This is a genomic window from Flammeovirga pectinis, assembly GCF_003970675.1.
Taxonomy (GTDB): Bacteria; Bacteroidota; Bacteroidia; order Cytophagales; family Flammeovirgaceae; genus Flammeovirga; species Flammeovirga pectinis.
The window spans coordinates 369850-391596 of the sequence record NZ_CP034562.1 but is presented as its reverse complement, the minus strand read 5'-3'; the positions used below and the strand labels follow the sequence as shown (position 1 = coordinate 391596).

Sequence of the window (21747 nt, the reverse complement as noted above, 5' to 3'; positions counted from 1 at the left end):
TGTAGACTATGCTACTTTTACAAGTTGAAGTAATTTCTCAAGATGCTCATCTTCGACAGTCTGTAAAGTATCTGCCATTTTAACGAACTCTTGATAAGCAAGCTCTAATTCATCGTGGCCTAATGTATGACCTAATTTTTGAACACGATAGAAAAGTGCTGCTCTACCACTTCTGGCAGTTAAAACAATAGAAGATTGTGAAACACCTACTTCTGCAGGGTCAATAATCTCATAGTTGTCTCTGCTTTTAATTACACCATCTTGGTGTATTCCAGATGAATGTGAGAATGCATTATCACCAACAATTGCTTTGTTAGGTTGAATAGGCATACGCATCGTGTCTGATACTAAACGACTAATTTCATAAATCTTTTGAGTATGAATAGCAGTTTCAAAATTCAGCATGTTATGCTTTCTCATTGCCATTACTACTTCTTCCATAGAAGTATTACCAGCACGCTCACCAATACCATTTACAGTACATTCAATTTGGCGAGCACCATTACTTACACCAGCTAAAGAATTAGCTGTAGCCATACCTAAATCGTTATGGCAGTGTGTTGAAATAATAGCTTTATCTATATTTTTTACGTTCTCTTTTAAGAATTTGATTTTCGCACCATATTCCTCGGGAATACAATAACCTGTTGTATCAGGAATATTTACTACTGTAGCACCTGCTGCAATTACAGATTCAATGACTCGAGCCAAATACTCGTTATCAGTTCTACCTGCATCCTCTGCATAAAACTCAACATCTTCAACAAATGTTTTCGCTAATTTTACAGCTGCAACTCCTTTTTCGATTACTTGATCTCTATCAAGTCTCAATTTTGTAAATATATGCTGATCTGAAGTACCAATTCCTGTATGGATTCTTGGTCGTTTTGCAGGCTTTAAAGCTTCTGCTGCTACTTCAATATCTTTTCTAACGGCTCTTGTTAAACCGCAAACAGTTGTATTTTGTATTACCCTTGCAATTTGGTTCACAGCTTCAAAGTCACCAGGACTTGAAATTGGAAAACCAGCTTCTATAATATCAACGCCTAGATTTTCGAGGGCACGTGCAATTACTAGCTTTTCAGCGGTGTCTAAACGGCAACCAGGTACCTGTTCTCCATCTCGTAATGTTGTGTCGAAAATAAATACTTTATCGTTCATAGGCTTTAACACTTATTTAAAAGTGTATCTGTTATATCTTAGAAATAATTACAATTATTATTATCGTTATGATAATGCTAATGTAAAAGGTGATAAAAAGCATCAAAAACTAAAAAAATAACATTTTACGATGTTTAATTATCATTTAACTACAATAGAATGTAAATTTGATCATTCATAAGCATTATAAACGTTTATAATAAATACGATGCCTAAAGAAAGATCAAATCATCTTTATCAACTGATTAAGTCGATGTCAAGAAGTGAGAAGCGCTATTTTAAGCTTGTTTCTAACGAAACAAACACAAATGCTTCTAAAAAGTTTATGCTATTATTTGACTTAATAGACAAACAAGAGATATTTGATGAAGACACTTTATTGGCTTCAACAAAAGAATTAAAGCCTGCACAGTTCTCTAATTTAAAGGCTCATTTATATAAACGAATATTGCAAGCTTTAAGGCAATTCCACCTTACAAAAATGGAAGATGCTGAAATTAGAGAAATGATAGACCATTCAGAACTTTTATACAATAGAGGTCTGTATGATCAATGTGCTGATATTTTAAGGAAATCAAAGAAAAAAGCACAAAAGAGTGATCACCTTGAGCTCTTATTAGAAATCTTACGTTGGGAAAAGAGTTTGTTGGCTCACACGTTAGATAGACACAACCAAAGAAGAGTAAATAAATTAATTCAAGAAGTTCAAGATGTAAACGATAGAATTAATCATATCAATACATTCTCAAATATTTCTGCTAGACTTAATGCTTTTTACCTAAAAGTTGGTTATGTCAAATCTCAAAAAGATCTAAACCAGGCTATAAAACTAGTAGACCATAACACGCTATCTATAGATGAAAATACATTGTCTATAAATGAGAAGTTATCATTGTACGATCTATATGTTGGCTTCTATTATTTTACTCATAATGTAGATAAAGGCTACGAATATGCTTTAAAGTATTTAGCTGTTTTTGAGAACGATAATGATATAATTCACAACAAGTTAGACCTCTATATTAATGCTATAAATAATGTATTAATTGGTCAGTATAAATTGAATAAGTACAAAGATTTTGTAAACACAAAGTCTCTTTTCCGTAAAATTCGATTAATGAATAAAGTTGATTTAAGTGAGAACATTAAAATGAAGTTGCTTAAATACTCTTACATTCATGAGTTTAACCGCTTGTTTATGTTAGGTGATTTTACGGGTGGTGTTCAAAGGTTAAATGCACTTTTAAATAATATAGAGTTCTTTATTTCTAAAATTAATAAGCATTCTCGTCTAATCCTTTATTATAAAATTGCATGTTTATACTTTGGTGCAAACGACTTCCGTTTATCATCCAAATGGTTAAATAGAATCATTAATTCTGATGCTCTTGAAATGGATGTAAGAGAAGATGTCCACGTTTTTGCTCGTATTGTAAATCTGATCTGTCATTACGAAATGGGCAATACAGATTTGGTAGACTATTACGTAAAATCTACCTATCGATTTATGTTGCGAAAAGACAATCTCTTTAAATTCCAAAAGTATATTATGGGTTTCTTGAAAAAGTTATCTAGAAATATGAATGAACAAGAGCTAATGAGGGCATTTAAGCAATTGAGAGATCTTCTTGTTCCTTTAGAAGATGATCAGTTCGAAAAATATCCTTTTATGTATTTCGATATAATTTCTTGGCTAGAAGGTAAAATTGAGAAAAAGACCGTTCAAGAAATCATTCAAGAAAAAGCAAAAATTATTCTCGGAGAAGAATATCCTAATTAAGAGCTATTAATTCTAAGATTTACCGCAACTATATGATATAAATTTCGTGTAAATTAGAATATACATTAACCTTTATTTTAACGAATAAAGCAACTATCATAAATAATTATCTAGATGTCAAAATTAATTGTACCAAAACGCTATGCTGAGTACTTACCCTACTCACTAGCTATCAAACTAAAAGAACTACCAGAGAAAGCACAGTACGAGTTTATTGCAGAATTTCGATCCTGTAAACGTTCAACACTTGTAATGTATCTTGCTCACTTTTTCCCTATTCCATTTTCGCTCGGTTATGCCGGTAAATGGTTTCAGCAGTTTCTATTTTGGATTTCTGGTGGAGGGTTTGGTATATGGTGGCTCGTAATGTTATTCACTATGCCTAGTGATATGGTTGAGTTTAACCGCAGAGTAGCGGTAGAGGTATTTAAGGATATTGCAGAGAAGTATAAAATTAATATTACTCCTCCTCAACCTCAGAAAACACAAGTTACGCGAGTACCTAAATCGTTAGATATTCCTGAGTTCGATCCGACTCAAACAACAATAGACCATTTAAAACCTGGTTTTCTGTTAGATTTAGAAGGAAAAACATGGCAAGTAATTTCTGAATATCAATTTGATGTAGAGAACGAATCTAGTCAGAGACAATTTAGATGTATTGCTGACCTTGAAGAACAAATTCTATCTTTTACAAACGAGGGTTTGTTTAAAAAAGTAGAATGGAAAGTAAAAACAAATATCTATCAGGTAGATCCTGAGATTGAAAAGAAAATCCAACAGTTTGGAACACCTCCTAATATTTTATATTTCAAAGGACATCGGTTCTATAAGGAAATCACAAAAAAGGGGCATAAGTTTGATATGGCTGAAGGAGATATCATTACTGCAGAGCATACAATAGTATGGAGTTATTTAAATGAAGAACGGGACTTATTACTTCATTTAGAAAAAAATAACCACGCTAAGCTATCTGCATATTATGGCAAAGCAATTGATGAAAACTATATTACAGAGATATTACCTCATCAAATTTCATAATTAAAAAAGGGTTGAAATGATTTCGTTCATTTCAACCCTTTTACTATTAGATTCTCGTTCGTATTTCTTCCATGAGTAACTCACATTCTCCAGATAGAAGTACATACTTCTCTGGTAATGTAGCTACGTCTCTTTCTTCTTTTGCCATTCTTTCCATTTCCAACACTAAGTCTTTGATAGACTGAATAGCTAAAAAGTTAACAGATGATTTGAAGTTATGTAACCTCTTATAAGCATATTTCCAATCTTGTGCCTGAATACTCTCTGTAATTTCATTGAGTTGTTCTGGGGCATCGATTAAAAAACGCTCCATCATTTCTGTAATTAATGTATTATCCCCTCCTGTAAAAGTCTCTAGGTAAGATAAATCAACTCTTGTTTTCTCCATTGCTGTGTGTGATTCACAATTACATAAATTATGAATTGGCTAAAGTAGTTAATATTGATCCATTTCTTTTAGGTAACGATAGATAGTTACCTTTCCAACATCTAATTTTTTTGCGACAGAAGCAACATTATCATCATATCTTTTTAGAAATCTACGGATTATTTCAAAATTATATTCTTTCAATGTCATTTCTTTTGATAAAATTGACTCAACATCAGAAGATCCAGTTAGTTGGATATCATCAGCAGTGATCACATTATCATCGCACATAACTGCGGCCAGCTCTATAATTGCTTTAAGTTCTCTAATATTTCCAGGAAAATGGTAGTCTAATAATTTATAATTAGCCTCAGGTGAAATCTGAATTTTATCAATTGCATTTTCCTTTCTAAATTGTTTTAACAAATGCTTTGCCAATAAAATCACATCGTTATCTCTCTCTCTTAAAGGAGGTAAATAAATGGGCAATCCAAGTAATCTGTAGTATAAATCTTCTCTAAAACGATGTTCTTTCATTTCTTTAGAGAGATCTCTATGCGTTGCTGTTACAATGCGAACGTCTAATTTAACTATACTACTACCTCCAATTCTTACCACCTCTCGTTCTTGAATAACACGTAGTAATTTTGCTTGAAGACTGATGTCCATTTCTCCTATTTCATCAAGAAAAATAGTACCCCCGTTTGCTTCTTCAAACTTACCAACACGCTTTGCAATAGCACCTGTGAAAGCTCCTTTTTCGTGACCAAAAAGTTCACTTTCTAAAAGAGGTGTAGGTATTGCTGCAATGTTAACGGCTACAAAAGGTCTGTTTTGTCTGGTAGAATTGTAATGAATTGCTTTGGCTATTACTTCTTTACCTGTTCCAGTTTCTCCAGTAATAGATACAGTAATATTGTTATTTACTGTTTTATGTAACATTGTAAATACTTTTTTCATCGACTTACTGTTTCCAATAATCGACTTATCAAATTCGTATTTACTCGATAATTCTTCTCTTAAAGAAGCAACTTCTACTTCTAAAGATTGCCTCGTTTTTATCTTGTTAAGCGCATTCAACAAGCGTTCACGTATGTCTTCTTCCTTTGTTATGTAATCATATACTCCATATTTAAACAGTGTTACAGCAGTTTGAACATCTGTTTGTCCAGAAATTACAATTACAGGTACATTTGGAAGTCGAGCAGATATTTTCTGAATCACCTCTTCTCCGGTCATATCTGGTAAAGAATAATCGACCGTAATTACAGAAGGTTTTTCATTTTCTAATGCTAGTAATAGCTGTTTCCCCTCTGTAAACATCACCACTTCATGTTCATCATCCATAGATAAAATGTAGTGGAGCATTTTAGAGAAAACTGGGCTATCTTCTAATGCAAAAATTTTAAAACTTTCTTGAGGGTTCATCTATGACTGTTTTAGTTACAGTATTTTGCTAAAGCTGCAGAAGCTTCTGCGTAACCTAAAGACTCGGACATTGCTAGCATTTTACATACTTTCTCGTCTGCTTTACCTACTTTTCCGCTTAAACTAAGTGCTTTATAATAATATGCTTCTCCATAATTAGGATCTAATGCTATTGCCTTATCTAATGAAGCAATTGCTAAATCAAATTGTTTTGACAACATCAATATTCTAGCTTTATGTAAAAAGATACGCTTATCTGACCCATTTGCCAAATCTATTGCTTTATCAAAATCTTGAACAGAAGCTGTAAAACCTTCTACCTCAGCATTTGCTAAACCTCTATTTAAATAAATATCATAAATAGTAGCATCTAATTGAATTGCTTGAGTATAGTCAATTACTGCTCCTTTATTATCGTTCTGAAAACGTTTAACATTTCCTCTATTATAATAGAAACGGTATGCATTTGGAACGTCTTCTTCTGTCTCTACATAAATATCTATCGCTTTAGAGAAATCACTATTCGCTTTGCTATATTCTTCTAAAGCCATGTGAGCATAACCTCTAGAATTGTAGGCATCCATATTACTTGCATTTTCCTTAATTGCAGCATCAAATAATGAAATAGCCTCCTTAAATTTATTTTCTGATAATTTTTTCTTGCCTTGGTTTGTAAGATCTTCTGAAGATGGTCCGCAAGATGTAAATACTAACATTATAAAAAAGATTAGTAGGTTTGTCGTCTGTTTAATGTTCATTTCACAAAAGTAGAAAAATTTATGTTCTTAAGTACTAACACAAATGTTATCGTAATTTTTAATTCTACCTTTTTCTAAATCGACAGCTATAAAATTTCAGTAAATCAATAGTTACTTTCTTTTTGTTTGATAAAATTTATAGAACCTAGCCATCGGAATGTGTAATCTTGTTCCTAGTACAACACATTTATCGACTAAATTTAAAGCATTATCTTTATTCAATACACTAGCATAACCTAGTGTGGTATAGAAATTTTCAGTAAAAAAAGCCATACGCATATGGTATCTTATCGATTGATTTAATGCTTGATTCTCTTGCTGTGATTTATTTATTTTTCTAGCTTTCACACAAATTTTAAGCGTTGATCTAAGAAGTACATTACCTCTAACTTTATAAAAATGTTTTGATAAAGAAGAAGGAACATCACGTTTTAGAGTTGTAAGAGTATCATAAAAAGCAAATTTATAGTTTCTTGATAGCCTTATCCAAATATCATAATCTTCGTAAGCAAGTGATTCATCATATCCACCGAGTTCTTTTAAAAGTGAGCCTCTAAATGTAATTGTTGGTGCAGAAAATAAGGGTGGAGTTTGTAGTATTCTCTCGTATAAATCACCTGATTTAATTGGAACAGCTAATGTACCGTTTGCGTTACGAGTAAAGAAACTACTTTTTATTTTATTCCCTTTGCTATCTATACTTGCTGCATCAGAAAAAATTGCTCCAAAATCATCATTTAAAGATTCAAAAAAAGCAACATCGTCTTCTATTCTATTCGGTAATAAAACATCATCTAATGCAAAATCTATAATATATTTTCCATTGGCTTTTACTAACCCCTTATTAAATGCTTTACAGTTTCCAATGTTATCAGTTAATTTAAGAAAAGTAGAAGTTAAATTGTATTTTTGCAGTGAGGACTTAATTTTACCTACAGATTGATCTTTACTAGCATCATCTATAATAATAATTTCTATATTGTAATAAGTCTGTTTGGCGATAGATCCAATTGCTTCGTCAATAAAGTTTTCATGATTATAACTCAAACAAATTACTGTCACTAAGGGCGTATTTGACATATATGTATTTTTTAAAAAAATCTAGTACATCAAAAAAAGTAAGCATTAATTTTATAATGCTGTTTCTTTTATTTTCTATTTCGGTACAAGCTCAGTTTACAAATTTAAAGTTTAGTACCAAATCTCCATATAAAACCATTGTTTCTCACATTGGATATCTTAACCCATCTTCTGGTGTATATAACCCAGAAGTTGCTGCTAAAACACTTGGAGGAGATGATTATACTATTGAACAAAAAATAGGATTAGCGATTAAGCTAAAACAAATTTACGATAAACATGGTAATTTAGACCTAGATGATATCTCTAATAGAAGAAATTACAGAAATGAAGATGGCGATTATATCTATACCATCTTTGAAGATATTCCTGAAATTTATTTAATAAGAGAAGATGCTAATTGGGTGTATTCACCTAAATCTGTTCGAGAAATCAATACTGTATTTAGAAGGTATTACCCTGCCGCTTTACCTCCTAAAAAGCCAAAACCAAGTAAATCTAAACCAGATTCTATTCAAGTTACGCAAACAGACTCTTCTGGAAAAACTGTAACTATTAATAAACCTGCTCCGCCTAAACATAAACCTATTATAAAGGTATCTGTACCTAAATTTGATTTAAGTAACCCTAAAGCAACAATTACAACATTTTTTGCTTTTCAACAAGATGATAATTACCATCCAGAAATAGCAGCAAAGGCACTCGAGTCTGTTACTGTATCTTTGGAAGATAGAATTGCTTTAGCCATGAAGTTAAAGCAAATCTATGATGGAATGGGCTTATGGATTGAAATAGAGGAAATTCCTGACGATAAAAACTTTAGAGATACTCTAAGACACAATAAAGAAATATATGTTTTAGATAAACAACTCCCTGATTTTTATCTAGAAAAGTATAAAGATAAATGGATGTTCTCAGAATCTAGTATTCTATTAATTGAGAACAAACACAGACAAGTTTTCCCTATTGGTACAGAAGGATTAGAATCTGTTGGTAGTATTTTAAGAAAGCCTTTAGGCGCGTATGCTAGAGATGAAGTTTTAGGACTAGAACTATGGCAAATTACTAGTATTACAATAATGCTAATAAGTGCTTGGCTAATTATAATACTTGTTTCTAACCTAGTTCTTTGGCTACTCAGTTGGGTACCGAATACTAAGAATGAAAGGCAATATGCTAGAGGAATGTTACGCTCTGCAATGATTGTAATAATTTGTTATTACTATAAACTGATTTCTCCAAGTTTAGAATTATCAATTCATGAACTTCAGTTTTTAATTACAGGGTTAAAAGTTTATAGTGTATTCCAAGTTGTTCGCTTTTTCTATAATCTAATTGATTTGTGGGTAGCTTTCTGGCTGAAAAAGGCAAATGAAAATGAAGATCAAATTCAGAGAGGGTTTGCTCCATTTTTTGGAATGTCAGCTAAATTGTTCATCATAATTATAGGTTTAGTATTTACTGTAAGTGCCTTAGGCTTTGATATTACAGGTTTACTTACGGGTTTATCAATTGGTGGTGTAGCTGTAGCCTTAGCTGCTCAGGATACTATTCGAAATCTTTTTGGATCGATAATGATTTTCATGGATCGCCCGTTTATTATTGGAGATTGGGTAAAAGCTGATGGAGTAAGCGGATCTATAGAACAAATTGGTCTTCGTTCAACAAGAATTAGAACTTTTGAAAACTCTGTTGTTTCTATTCCAAACAGTAGAATGGCAGATTTTACTATTGATAATATGGGGATGCGTATTTTTAGAAGATACAAAACAACACTCCGTGTAAGTTATGAGACAAAACCAGATCAGTTAGATGAATTTGTTGATCGTTTAAAAGAATTAATACGTAATCACCCTCACACTCGTAAAGATTTTTATGTTGTAAACCTGAATAACATTGGGCTTTACTCGTATGATATATTATTCTACATCTTTTTTGAAGCACCAACTTGGGGAGACGAATTACACTTTAGACACGAAATTATTCGTAGCGTAATAAAAACAGCAAATGAGTTAGATGTAGAATTTGCCATTCCTCCTGCTGGTTTAGATTATATGCTAGGTCATGAAACTGAGAAGAAGAAGTCGAAGAAAAAACAAAATAATAAACCATTTGGGTTTATGTAAACATTAGAAACATGAATAAAGTAACTAAAATACTCTTTCTTACTCTACTTTGTATTTACATAAACAACATTGAAAGTAATGGTCAAGACCCAATGAAAATTGATTTTCAATTACAGAGTTTTGGACTAGAAAATGACTATATAATTACAAAAAAATCACTTTATGGTAAAGTGATTTTTATGGTTTTTGCTGCATCATGGGATATTAACTTTTCGAATGAAGTTCAGAAAGTAAAAGAATTACAAAGACAATTCTATGATAAAAATGATATTGAATTTCTTTATGTAGTTGGTGATATCAAAGAACAATGGTTAGAATTTAAAGATAAGAATGGGTTAAAAGGAAAAAGCGTTCACTTACCACTCGTCTACCCTAAATGTGATAGTTGTTTCGTTTCCGAACACTTTGACCAAAAAGAAATTCCTGGATATTATATTATATCTAAACAGGGTAAATTACTTGGAGGAGGCAGTCAGTTGCCAAGCCCTCTTACAGATGATACTATTCATCGTTTATTAACAGGAGCAAAAGCTTTTAAAATTAAATAAATCAGAAACAGTTGATTATCAACTATTAAATTAATTACTATGGAATCTTGGGTTCTTATACCACTAATGGCATTATCTATTCCTATTATAGCAATACTTACTAGTGCTAGAAATAAAAATGGAAATAGTAATACAAAAAAAATTGAAAAAGAACTCAAACAATTACAGCTTGAGAACTTAGAATTGAAGCAACGCCTCGAAAATATAGAAACTATTGTTGCTGAACCCGATTGGCAAATTGATAAAACACTTGATTCTAGTATAAATCAGCAAGGTAATCGTTTGAAATAACAAATTTGAACTTAAATCGTACACTCAACACTTTTTGCGTTCAAATACGTACACAATTAAAAAACACCAAAACAATCAACAATCACAATATCAGTGAGTTACACTAAAAGGACATATTTTGGCACATTGAGATTGTATAACAATGAAAAATCCATGAGTGATTTATCACTACATGTAAAGATAAAGTTTAAATAATTGAATTGGTTGGAAAAGGCAAATATCGAATGATGTTTGCTTTTTTTTTTACACTTCAGTTTTAGTAAATTATCAATAATGAAGTACTTTATAAAAAGACTGTAAATAGTTTTTTAAAGTACGCTAACTATTACTTTATTCTCCATGCTATATAATTATTTTATAAGTACCTATCAAATTAAAAGGTATTCACTCAATAAGTTACCAATTACGTAAAAAGTTAATTAGTTTTCGCTTATAGAAATAATGTATAAATCTTTAAGATTAACTAGATTGATTTTAAAGGGTTAAATACACCATATCAATAAAAAAATAAGACAATGTCAAAAATATTTATTCTAAACCAAGAAGCTAATGTTGGTTCTAACTATTTAAATGAATTACGAGATCCAAGTATTCAAACTGATAGAGCTAGATTTAGAAGAAACTTAGAGCGTATTGGTGAATTATTGAGTTATGAAATTAGTAAAACACTAGATTATCAAGATGCTGATATTACAACACCACTAGGAGTTGCTAAGTCTAGAGTAATTACTGACAAATTAGTTGTAACAACAATATTACGTGCAGGTTTACCAATGTATGAAGGTGTACTCAATATTTTTGACCATGCAGACAGTGGCTTTGTTGCTTCTTACAGATCTAGTACTGGAGAAGATGAAGTAGAAATAAACATGGAATATGTAGCTTCTGGTAATTTAGATGGCAAAGTTGTTATTCTTGCAGACCCAATGTTAGCTACAGGAAAATCTTTATTATTAGCTTTAGAAGGTTTATTAAAAAATGGTACGCCTAAGCATGTACATATAATGGCAGCAATTGCTAGCCAAGATGGTGTAGACTACGTAAAAAACAATATACCTGTAGAAGCAAGTATATGGCTTGGAGCTGTTGATGCTGAACTAAATTCAAAATCTTATATTATTCCTGGTTTAGGTGATGCTGGAGATTTATGCTTTGGCGAAAAACTTTAGACAACATTCTTTATCTACTCTTCTAACTACTCTACTCTGAAACACTAACATTATGTGTTAGTAAAACTTACATTATGGAAAATAAACTCATAATCAACATTCTTGAGCTGATTGGCGGTTTGGTTGTATTAATAGGTGGTGGTGAACTCTTAGTAAAAGGAGCAACCAACATGGCTTTACGACTTAAAATACCTGCTATTATTGTTGGCTTAACAATAGTTGCTTTTGGTACTTCTGCACCAGAACTTTTTATTAGCTTACAATCTGCTTTAGATGGAAATGCTGATTTAGCTATTGGAAATGTAGTAGGGTCTAATATCTGTAATTTAGGTATGGTATTAGGTATAACAGCCATTATTTATCCTATTAAAGTAAGTGATACAACACTAAAATTCGATTGGCCTGTAGCAATGGGAGCATCTGTAATATTATATCTTATTACTTTTGATTCCGTAATTTCGTTCGATGAAGGGCTTGTTCTCTTTTTATTATTAATAACTTATTTATTGATTTTATTTAAAAGAACAAAATCAGACATCAAATTACAAGCCACTGCCGAAGAAGAATTTCAGTTAGATGAAGATGATAAAGGAGATAGTACTGTTTTAGTTTGGTCTAAAGATTTAGCTTATATCATTACTGGTATAATTGCGTTAAAATTTGGAGCTGAATGGTTTATTGATGGTGCTAAATCTATTTGCCTCGTTCAATTGGAACTAGATGAAAGAATTGTTGGAATTTTAGTTTTAGCAATAGGAACTAGTTTACCAGAATTAGTTACTTCTGCAGTAGCTGCATTTAAGAAAGAAACAGATTTAGCATTAGGTAATTTAATGGGATCTAACATTTTTAATATCTTATCAATTTTAGGCATTACAAGTATGGTTACGCCTATTAATATTAGTGATATGATACATAATTATGATATGATTTGGATGTTAGGTATCACTTTTCTAACTATTCCATTAATGTTTTTAGGTAAAGACTTAAATAGATGGGAAGGTGCATTATTATTATCAATTTATTGCTATTACATCTATTCAATATTCTAAAAAGGAGCCTGTACTTTTAGTAAAGTATAGACTCCTTTTTAGCAACGCATTTAACTTCTTTAAAGCATCAGTATAAAAATACAATAGATTGAGTAGTTATCAGTAATAGATATTCATATAAAAAGTATGTAATGCGCTTAACTTCTTTATATTTGTATGTTTAAATCAAACTGATTTATATTATTTTTTAATAGAAAATGAGATAGATATGGTGAAACGTCTTGGAGAATATTTACTCTTTTTACACAAGATGTTCTCAAATAGAGAATCTTTTAGTACATATTTTCGATTATTTTTTCAAGAGTGTATAAGTATAGGTATCAATTCCATTTTTTTAATTGGATTTGTATCTCTTTTTGTAGGAGCTGTAATTGCACTACAAATGGCTTATAACATTGTTAGTCCATTACTCCCAAGGTATATCATTGGATTGGCGACTAGAGAAATGATGATTCTTGAAATGGCACCAACACTTTCTGCTATTGTTTTTGCAGGAAAAGTAGGGTCTCAAATTTCAGGAGGGATAGGAACTATGCGTATTACCGAGCAGATTGATGCTTTAGAGGTTATGGGTATTAATTCTGCCTCTTACTTAGTTTTACCTAAGATATTAGCAGGAATGATTATGCTACCCTTCTTATGTATAATGGCCGGCTCTTTAGGAATTTGGGGAGGATGGTTAGCTACAATTTTTGGAAACTTATCTCCTACCGAAGATTATATATATGGTATTCAGAATACGTTTATTCCCTTTGAAATATGGTTTGCCATTATTAAATCATTTGTATTTGGGTTTATAGTTACTTCAATTTCTGCTTTTAAAGGCTATAATGTAAAAGGTGGAGCACTTGAGGTTGGTTTAGCAAGTACAGAAGCTGTTACAACTTCTTGTATTGCCATTCTAGCAGCTGATTTTATTCTTGCAGATACTTTATTGAGCTAAACTATGATTGAGGTAAAAAATATCCGTAAGTCCTTTCAAGGCAAAATAGTACTTAATGATATAAGTGCGACTTTTGAAAAAGGAAGAACAAATATGATAATTGGGGCTAGTGGTACAGGTAAAAGTGTATTATTAAAAACCATTGTAGGTCTATTTACTCCTGATAGCGGTGCAGTTTTATATGATGGTAGAGAGTTTCATTCTTCTACTCGTCAATTACAAAAGCAGATAAGAAGAGAAATTGGTATGCTTTTTCAAGGGAGTGCTCTCTTTGATTCTATGACAGTGGCAGAAAATGTAAGGTTTCCTCTAAACATACATTCCGACTTGTCTGAAAGTGAAAAAGATGATAAAGTCAATTTTTACCTTGAACGTGTGGGCCTCGAAAATGCCGCAACCAAAATGCCTTCTGAAATTAGTGGAGGTATGCAAAAGCGTGTTGGTATTGCACGAGCTATAGTAATGAACTCTCAATATTTATTTTGTGATGAACCCAATTCTGGTCTAGATCCACAAACTGCTTGGATGATAGATCAATTGATTCACGAAATTACTTTAGAGTACAATCTAACAACCGTTATCGTTTCTCATGATATGAACTCTGTAATGGAAATTGGAGAGTATATTATGTTTATGTACGAAGGAAATAAAGTATGGGAAGGAAATAAAGATACTATCCTAGATGCTGAACCAAAAGCATTGCAAGATTTCTTGTTTTCAAATAAGCTTGTAAGAACTTTTAAAGGAATGAAATAAATATTGCTATTTTATATATGAAGGCACTCAATAGAGTGTCTTTTTTTATGTTCTTTTTTTTAAAAAAACGACAATTAATTACCACACATCAATAGACATAAAAAACTATATATCAACAATTTATGAATACACATTCATTAACTAATTAACATATAAATTGTTCAACCTTAACCAAAGCGAGCCGTTTTCTAATCCTGTAACCATTACAATGGTAATCGTAATTAAAATTTTATACTACTATATAATAACTATGAAAAATTTGAAGAATATTCTATTTACATCAATCCTATTATGTTTTGCTACTCTAGGGTTTGCCCAAGATTCTCAAAAATCTCAATCTGCTAATGGTAGTCATTACAAAGGAAAAGGTCAGCTGAATGTTGGTTTAGGAGTTGGTTTTAGTAATGGAAGTACTGGTGTTATGGCTGATTATGAATTTATGAACTTAGGCCAAGACTTCACAGTAGCAGCTGCTGTATCTTACTATGGTTGGTCTTCTTCTTATGCTAAATATAGCACTATTGGTTTAGGTGTTAGATTTAGATGGTACGCTGATAGAGTATTAGGTATAACAAATAATAAATGGGATGTTTTTGCATCCGGAGACATTGGTTTTGGTATCTCAAATACAAACTATAATGATGGCTATGAAAACCAAGGCGGAAATAATGTATCACCTATCTATTGGGGTATTGGTATTGGTGGTAAATACCATATCAATGATAAAATTGGCTTACATGCAATCATTGGTACTGGTGCTCAATTTGGTATTACTTTTGGTTTATAATACAAGGTATTAACTATATAAGATCCACTTAAGGCGTAGTGCTTTAAGTGGATCTTTTTTTTTAAAATGTTTTTTTTCTTCCTTTTTTTCTTAACTAACCATGTTCTGTATATTGTTATATCTATAAATTAAATTTCAGGTAGCTTCTTCTGTTACTTTATTAAACTAAGTCAATTATATTGCGACGCAATTATTTTTACTACTTAACAAACAGATAATGTTTAACAACGGATTCACTCTCAAAAGCATTTCATTCTTAATGATAATGCTACTTAGTTCTATGGTCTTTGCACAGAAACCAAAGTACAATAAAAAATCAACCAACTATTCAAATAGTGCTGCTTTTTATATCAATACAGGTGTAGGATTTAGTGGACATGGTGTTCCATTTTATATTGGTTTTGATTATAATGATGTACACCCAGATATCTCTATTGGAGGTTCATTTGGTATCCGTAACTGGAGTAGAGCTCACAAAGATCATTACCATGATTATAGATCTTGGAATATTTCATTTAATGGTAATTACCATTTCAACCGTATTATGAACATTCCTAATAATTTTGACTTTTATGCAGGCCTTAATATTGGTTACTACAATTATAAAGACCGTAATGATTATGTAAACGATGATTGGTCTTATTACAATTCTGGAATGGGAATAGGCTTACAAATTGGAGGTAGATGGTTTATTACTGATGTTATTGGCTTAAATCTACAATTTGGAGGAGGTTCTCAGTATACTGGGGGTAACTTTGGTGTAACTTTTAGATTATAACAACCTAATAAACAAGTCATTCTATAGATAGGTTAATTTTTATTAAAATAAATATATGTTAAATCTTAGATATTATGTATGTTTGCATTACTAATAAAAAATAACTCAACCTTTCATAATGAAAAATTTATTCAATCTAATCTTAACTTTAGGATTTATTTTCTTAACGTCTTCGGCTTTTGCACAAACTACTAAAGGTGGTGGAGCAAACTATCAAGGTCCTAAAACGTTAAACATTGGTTTAACTTCTGGATTTGGTAAATACTTAGGTGTTCAAGCAGACTACGAAATTGCCAAATTAGGACAAGATTTTACTGTTGGTGCTTCTGTAGCATTCCAATCTTGGTCAAGTGGAGAAAACTCTAATGGAGATACTTCTTTTGCAATTGGTGCCCGTTTTAGATGGTATGCTGATAGAGTATTAAACATAACTCACCCTAAATGGGATGTATTTGCTAATGGTGATATCGGATTCAACATCAATGGACCTAATGGTTTATGGTGGGGTGTAGGTATTGGTGGTAAATTCCACATCAGCGAATCATTTGGTTTACAAGCAATCATTGGTTCTGGAGCACAACTTGGTGTTACTTTCCAATTCTAATAAAGAATTACACTTTTAAAAAGGCATACTCATAATTAAATGGGTATGCCTTTTTTTTATTTGCAAAATGTAGTTGTACAGTTTCAAGAATAAATTTAGTAGATATAAGATTCTTCTATTACAATTCATTAACACTCACACGTTAATTGTATATTAATTGTATAAAACCGTTCATTAATCATTAACTATTTTTATTTATGAAGACAAAGATTAACTATATCCTATTTCTTTTAATGCTTATTGGCGCTTCTCTATCTTCTTATGGTCAAGATGACGATAAGAAAAATGGAGGTGGCGGAGGAAAGAGCAGTGGAGGTAGTGGAAACTACGCTGGTGTCAATAATTTTAATGTTGGGCTAGTAACTTATTGGAGTCATAGTGGTTCAATTGCTTTTCAAGCAGACTATGAGTTTAACCTCGCAAGAGATTTTACTGTTGGACCTTCCGTTAGTTATTCTTCATGGAAGAATAATAATTACAACTACTACAACATTGGTCTAGGAGCACGTTTTAGATGGTACGCAGATAGAGTACTAAATATTACTCACCCAAAATGGGATGTATTTGCCAATGGTGATATTGGCTTTAATATAAATGGCAATAACGTTCCTGACGGTCAGAATGCAACAAGTTATTCTGCATTATGGCTAGGGATTGGTATAGGTGGTAAATTCCACTTTAACGAAAAAATTGGTTTACAACTTATTATTGGTAGTGGTGCTCAAATTGGTATCCACTTCGGATTATAAGAACTATAACATATACTCTAAAAAATTATTATTCAGTCAACTTATTTTTATGAGTTGACTGTTTTTTTTATAATACTTTATCACTTAACATTAACCAAACTATTTTCGCTAAGCATAACTTTGTCTGTTCACAATTAAAAAAAGAAATATGACAAAGAAACTATTTAGATATTCAGTACTTCTAACCATCGGATTACTTTGTTCGGTTAATTTAATTGCTCAGGATACCACTGATAAGGAGTCTAAAAATACTTCATCTTCATCTCAAACTTCTTCTTCTAAGAGTAGTGGTGCTAATTATTCATCAGGTCATGCATGGTATTTAAATGCTGGGTTTGGGTTTAGTAATCATGGAATTCCCTTTTACCTTGGAGCAGAATATAATGGGCTGCACCCAGATATATCTGTTGGTGGTGTATTTTCATTTCATAATAAATGGGATGATAAAAACCATAATGCCTGGACGCTATCTGCTTTAGGAAATTATCATTTTAATAGATTATTAAATCTTACTTCTGAATGGGATGTTTACGCTGGAGCAAACGTTGGTTTCTATGGATATAGTAATCAAAGTACTGGCTTTGGTGGAGGTATCCAAATAGGCGGTAGATGGTTTATTAATGATCTTATTGGCCTAAATCTTCAATTTGGAGGAGGAACAGTATCTGGTGGGCAATTTGGTGTAACTTTTAGGTTATAGTATTGAAAAATAATATCGAAATACAAGAAAAGCGGCACCATAGTATGAGCCGCTTTTTCTATTTAAGTGTAATATTCTTATCCCCTAAGACATACTACTTATTCTTTATCTATTCAATAATCTATTATTTATTTTGGATGACTAAATAATAAACAATTTCCTATTTGTATCTAACTAGCAATTTTTAAATAACCTGTAAGGTTTGTCACATGAAAACTTTGATGAAGTTCTTCTTGCATCCACCCTTTTACTCTAACAGTAAATGATCGTTCAGCATACCCTTTTAGTATTTTTTCTCCTATCGGCTTTAATACTAATAATGTATCATTTCCATTTTCAGACCTTAACGTAGCAAGTGTCTTGTTTCCTTCACGTCTTACATCACTTAAAATTCCTTTTAGTATTGTTCTCATGTGTCTAATAATTGATTATCTTGATGACTCAAATATAAACACTTTAATGTTTAAATAAAAATCATTGTTGAAATTTTGATCAAAAAAATATTTTATGAACAAAAAAAAACTCTAACATTTCTGCTAGAGTTTTCTCCCACTATTTAATAAGTGATCTATTTTTTATTTTGGAAAGCAGGACAATCTTCAACATTAAAGATTCTTACTAAACCATTTACTAAGTCTTCTGAAGTAAAATTAGTAGTACCATTACTAACTTGAGTTTCTAAAAGTTGTAACACCTCGTTTACATAACCTTCTGCAATACCTGCCACAATCACTCTAGCCTCTTCTGATAATTGTTTTTTAAACCTATCAAGTTCACCGTCCACAAAATTCATAAATAATTTACGTACTTCTTCTTTTGCATCTGATACAGAAGAAGCAATACGCTTTCTATGATAAGGGCAAAACCCTTCTAGAGCTTTTTTATCTTGTTGGAGCAACAAATTTTTTATAGAAGATTCTAGACGCTGCATAATTTAATTAGGTGCATTTTTCCTCAATAGCAAAAGTAATAATTTTTATTTTTTTTACACTAACAAAAATGATTTTTTATCTAAACCAAAGCAAATAGAGTGTTAATTACACTCACTTTATTCATGAACTAAACTATAATGTAACTCAAAAGAACTAATTATTCAATAAAATTGTTTAAATAAGTTGCATTAAGTTATCAACTTTAATTGGTGCAGATTTAATAAAACCTTCTGCAAATTGTGCATTTACTCTTTGCCCGTATTCCCTTGCCCTTGCTTCTAGAAATTGCATAAACTGCGGTGTTGAAATAAATGTTTGAGGTTCTCCTGGAGCGGCATCAGCATTTTCTCCTACAAAAAACTGAGAACCAAAAGCTTTTATTGCTTCTACTTTAATATCCCACTGTGCGGTTACATCTACTACAAAATCTGGTGTTAAGTAATTTGATTGGATCATATGGAATACATTTTTAGGTCTCCATGGCTCTTGATCAACACCTTGCTCTATCGTTCCAATCTTTCTTAACCCACTCATAAAGCAAGCGTCTAACACTAATCTAGCACCTTTCCCATGGTCTGGATGACGGTCTTCTGGAGCATTTGTAATTATAAGTTCTGGCTGATATTTTCGAATTATTCTAGAAACTTCTTTTTGATGGTCTGCATCGTTCTTAAAAAAGAAATCAGCAAACCCAAGATTATCTCGTACTGCTAAACCCATTATTTTAGAAGCATTCATTGCCTCCTCCATTCTAAGTTTAGGAGTACCTCTAGTACCCATTTCACCTTTTGTAAGATCTACTACGCCAACCTTTTTACCTTGTTGTATTGCTTTTATAAGTGTACCAGAACAGCTTAACTCTGCATCATCTGGATGAGCACAAATAACTAATATATCTAATTTCATTTTTTATATGTGTTTTTAACTTGAGTGATCTGCAACTATAACCCATTGTCCGTTTACCTTTTGCCATAGTAAAGAAAAATGTCCTTCTAAGTTTCCATCTTCTCTAGTAAGATGCCATTTACCTATAACCATAGCTACATTAGCTGCCAATAGTTCTTTTTTAAGAATAGTGAACTTAAGCTTTCCCATTGCTTTTTGATTTGGGTAACTTTTAATGTAGTTCTCTAATGTTGAATCCCATCCTTTTGTAACGCCATTTTTACCAATAAAAAGTAAGCTATCGGAATGTAAATAGCCATTCATAAATCCTTCTAAATCTGCCGTATTCCAAGCAGCTTCTTGAGTCATTAGGATTGATTCTATATCTGCTAGGTCGTGAGTTGCGGGATTAGGTTTAGAACAACTGAAAAGAACAGATAGTAAAGTAATCAGTAAATATTTTAACATGATAATGGTATAATCTAAAAAGAGACGCAAATGTTTAAATTCCTACGTCTCTTTTTGTTCTTAGTCTTCTTCTTCTGTATCAGAATCTTCACCAAGTTTTTCTGCCCAATCACCACCTTGATTCATCCAAAGCTGATTGTAAGCAAATGAATGGTGATTTGGATAAATTTTATAAAACTTATCAGAAACTAATTCAAAGATTTTGAGTTTTAATTCTTCGATCCCTTCTTCTTTAACAGCAGAGATAAAGATACTATTATTGTCTTTGGCTAAATAGCTTTCTTTCCATTCTTCCAACGTTGCAGGAGGGTGATCCTCGAATGGAGGATATTCCTTATCAACAAAATTATCTACCTTATTAAATACCAATATGGTAGATTTATCGGTAGCTTTAATTTCTACCAATGTTTTGTTTACTACATCTATATGTTCTTCGAAAGATTCATGAGATACATCTACAACATGAATTAATATATCTGCCTCAACAATCTCATCTAAAGTAGATTTAAAACTTTCTATAAGCGTTGTTGGTAGCTTTCTTATAAAACCTACTGTGTCTGTCATTAAGAAAGGTACATTATTCATTGTAATCTTTCTTACAGTAGAATCTACAGTTGCAAAGAGCTTATTTTCTGCAAAAACATCTGCTTTACTTAAACGCTTCATAATTGTAGATTTACCAACATTGGTATAACCTACAAGTGCAACACGAACTTGTTTATCACGTCCTTTTCTTCTTAAATCAGATTGTGTTTCAATCTTCTTTAATTTTTTACGTAACAAACTAATTTTATCTCGAATAATACGCTTATCCGTTTCTAATTCAGTTTCACCAGGCCCTTTCATACCAACACCACCTCTTTGTCTAGAGTGGTGTGTCCAAAGGTTAGTAAGACGAGGTAACATGTACTGGTACTGCGCCAATTCAACCTGTGTAATTGCTTGAGAAGATTTTGCTCTCATGGCAAAGATCTGAAGGATCAATAAAGACCTATCTATGATCATTAAATCTTCTACTTCTCTATCTAGGTTTCTTGCATGGGCAGACGATAAATCATCATCAAAAATAATGGTATCAATTCCCTCTGCATGAACAAAAGTTAGAATTTCTTCTAGCTTTCCTTTACCTACAAATGTCTTTTTATCTGGCGTATCTAAACGCTGAATAAAAGTTTTAACTGTTTCTATACCTAAAGTACTTGCTAAAAAAGCCAATTCGTCTAAATACTCTTGTGCTTTTTCTACCGTTTGGTCTTTAAGTGCAAGCCCTATCAAAACAGCTCTTGGGGCTTTATTATCTTTAGTACTGTGAAATTCTTTTTTCAAAAACGTATCCTGTTTTAT

General features: G+C 31.7%; 24 protein-coding genes. 14 read left to right on the top strand and 10 right to left on the bottom strand.

Going from position 1 to position 21747, the window contains the following annotated elements; genetic code table 11:
* Positions 1-6: 6 nt before the first annotated feature.
* A complete protein-coding gene (locus tag EI427_RS01580; RefSeq protein ID WP_126610918.1) occupies positions 7-1161 on the bottom strand; it encodes a 2-isopropylmalate synthase in 1155 nt (384 codons plus the stop codon).
* 208 nt (positions 1162-1369) lie between these two features.
* Here EI427_RS01580 and EI427_RS01575 point away from each other — a divergent pair, with 208 nt between their 5' ends.
* Together EI427_RS01575 and EI427_RS01570 are read left to right on the top strand one after the other, a co-directional pair.
* Positions 1370-2941, top strand: coding sequence for a hypothetical protein (locus EI427_RS01575; RefSeq protein WP_126610917.1), 1572 nt, complete (start codon positions 1370-1372; stop codon positions 2939-2941).
* A 114-nt stretch (positions 2942-3055) separates the two neighbouring features.
* Entirely contained in the window at positions 3056-3982 is a 927-nt protein-coding gene (locus tag EI427_RS01570; RefSeq protein ID WP_126610916.1) for a TM2 domain-containing protein, read from the top strand.
* 46 nt (positions 3983-4028) lie between these two features.
* Here EI427_RS01570 and EI427_RS01565 read toward each other — a convergent pair whose 3' ends face one another.
* The 4 genes from EI427_RS01565 to EI427_RS01550 all read right to left on the bottom strand — a co-directional run bounded on the left by EI427_RS01565 (position 4029) and on the right by EI427_RS01550 (position 7615).
* Positions 4029-4370 carry an Hpt domain-containing protein gene (locus EI427_RS01565; protein WP_126610915.1) on the bottom strand — a complete coding sequence of 114 codons (342 nt, stop codon included), beginning with the start codon at positions 4368-4370 and terminating at the stop codon, positions 4029-4031.
* Positions 4371-4418: 48 nt separating this feature from the next.
* Positions 4419-5777: a sigma-54-dependent transcriptional regulator gene (locus EI427_RS01560; protein ID WP_126610914.1), complete on the bottom strand. Its 1359-nt coding sequence runs from the start codon at positions 5775-5777 to the stop codon at positions 4419-4421.
* A gap of 11 nt (positions 5778-5788) precedes the next feature.
* Complete coding sequence (locus tag EI427_RS01555) at positions 5789-6493, bottom strand: tetratricopeptide repeat protein (protein WP_170178362.1); 705 nt, start codon at positions 6491-6493, stop codon at positions 5789-5791.
* Positions 6494-6646: 153 nt separating this feature from the next.
* Positions 6647-7615 (bottom strand): glycosyltransferase, encoded by a 969-nt coding sequence (locus EI427_RS01550; protein ID WP_126610912.1) that lies wholly within the window; start codon positions 7613-7615, stop codon positions 6647-6649.
* 56 nt (positions 7616-7671) lie between these two features.
* On the opposite strand from EI427_RS01550, the gene EI427_RS01545 reads away from it, so the two are divergent.
* From EI427_RS01545 to EI427_RS01490, 12 genes are all read left to right on the top strand, one after another.
* The gene (locus EI427_RS01545; RefSeq protein WP_170178361.1) at positions 7672-9741 is read left to right on the top strand and encodes a mechanosensitive ion channel family protein; all 2070 of its coding nucleotides are present in this window, start codon (positions 7672-7674) and stop codon (positions 9739-9741) included.
* A gap of 11 nt (positions 9742-9752) precedes the next feature.
* Entirely contained in the window at positions 9753-10289 is a 537-nt protein-coding gene (locus EI427_RS01540) for a TlpA family protein disulfide reductase (protein ID WP_126610910.1), read from the top strand.
* Between the two features lie 39 nt (positions 10290-10328).
* Positions 10329-10580 carry a hypothetical protein gene (locus EI427_RS01535; protein WP_126610909.1) on the top strand — a complete coding sequence of 84 codons (252 nt, stop codon included), beginning with the start codon at positions 10329-10331 and terminating at the stop codon, positions 10578-10580.
* A gap of 515 nt (positions 10581-11095) precedes the next feature.
* Positions 11096-11749, top strand: coding sequence for a uracil phosphoribosyltransferase (gene upp / locus EI427_RS01530; protein WP_126610908.1), 654 nt, complete (start codon positions 11096-11098; stop codon positions 11747-11749).
* Positions 11750-11823: 74 nt separating this feature from the next.
* Positions 11824-12801, top strand: coding sequence for a calcium/sodium antiporter (locus EI427_RS01525; RefSeq protein WP_126610907.1), 978 nt, complete (start codon positions 11824-11826; stop codon positions 12799-12801).
* 211 nt (positions 12802-13012) lie between these two features.
* The gene (locus tag EI427_RS01520; RefSeq protein WP_126618298.1) at positions 13013-13744 is read left to right on the top strand and encodes an MlaE family ABC transporter permease; all 732 of its coding nucleotides are present in this window, start codon (positions 13013-13015) and stop codon (positions 13742-13744) included.
* Positions 13745-13747: 3 nt separating this feature from the next.
* Positions 13748-14500, top strand: a complete 753-nt coding sequence (locus EI427_RS01515) for an ABC transporter ATP-binding protein (RefSeq protein WP_126610906.1) — start codon at positions 13748-13750, stop codon at positions 14498-14500.
* 250 nt (positions 14501-14750) lie between these two features.
* A complete protein-coding gene (locus tag EI427_RS01510; RefSeq protein WP_126610905.1) occupies positions 14751-15287 on the top strand; it encodes a hypothetical protein in 537 nt (178 codons plus the stop codon).
* Positions 15288-15546: 259 nt separating this feature from the next.
* Complete coding sequence (locus EI427_RS01505; protein WP_205727891.1) at positions 15547-16065, top strand: hypothetical protein; 519 nt, start codon at positions 15547-15549, stop codon at positions 16063-16065.
* 118 nt (positions 16066-16183) lie between these two features.
* A complete protein-coding gene (locus tag EI427_RS01500; protein ID WP_126610903.1) occupies positions 16184-16669 on the top strand; it encodes a hypothetical protein in 486 nt (161 codons plus the stop codon).
* Positions 16670-16866: 197 nt separating this feature from the next.
* Positions 16867-17418, top strand: a complete 552-nt coding sequence (locus EI427_RS01495; RefSeq protein WP_126610902.1) for a hypothetical protein — start codon at positions 16867-16869, stop codon at positions 17416-17418.
* A 148-nt stretch (positions 17419-17566) separates the two neighbouring features.
* Positions 17567-18118, top strand: a complete 552-nt coding sequence (locus EI427_RS01490) for a hypothetical protein (RefSeq protein WP_126610901.1) — start codon at positions 17567-17569, stop codon at positions 18116-18118.
* A 170-nt stretch (positions 18119-18288) separates the two neighbouring features.
* Here the strand turns inward: EI427_RS01490 and EI427_RS01485 are convergent, their stop codons facing one another.
* The 5 genes from EI427_RS01485 to hflX form a co-directional block, all read right to left on the bottom strand.
* Entirely contained in the window at positions 18289-18531 is a 243-nt protein-coding gene (locus EI427_RS01485) for a hypothetical protein (RefSeq protein ID WP_126610900.1), read from the bottom strand.
* Positions 18532-18686: 155 nt separating this feature from the next.
* Positions 18687-19049, bottom strand: coding sequence for a hypothetical protein (locus tag EI427_RS01480; protein ID WP_126610899.1), 363 nt, complete (start codon positions 19047-19049; stop codon positions 18687-18689).
* Positions 19050-19224: 175 nt separating this feature from the next.
* Positions 19225-19956 carry a bacillithiol biosynthesis deacetylase BshB1 gene (bshB1, locus tag EI427_RS01475; RefSeq protein WP_126610898.1) on the bottom strand — a complete coding sequence of 244 codons (732 nt, stop codon included), beginning with the start codon at positions 19954-19956 and terminating at the stop codon, positions 19225-19227.
* A gap of 15 nt (positions 19957-19971) precedes the next feature.
* Positions 19972-20403, bottom strand: a complete 432-nt coding sequence (locus EI427_RS01470; protein WP_126610897.1) for a YybH family protein — start codon at positions 20401-20403, stop codon at positions 19972-19974.
* A 60-nt stretch (positions 20404-20463) separates the two neighbouring features.
* On the bottom strand, positions 20464-21729 hold the full coding sequence (gene hflX, locus EI427_RS01465) for a GTPase HflX (protein ID WP_126610896.1): 1266 nt from the start codon (positions 21727-21729) through the stop codon (positions 20464-20466).
* Positions 21730-21747 lie beyond the last annotated feature (18 nt).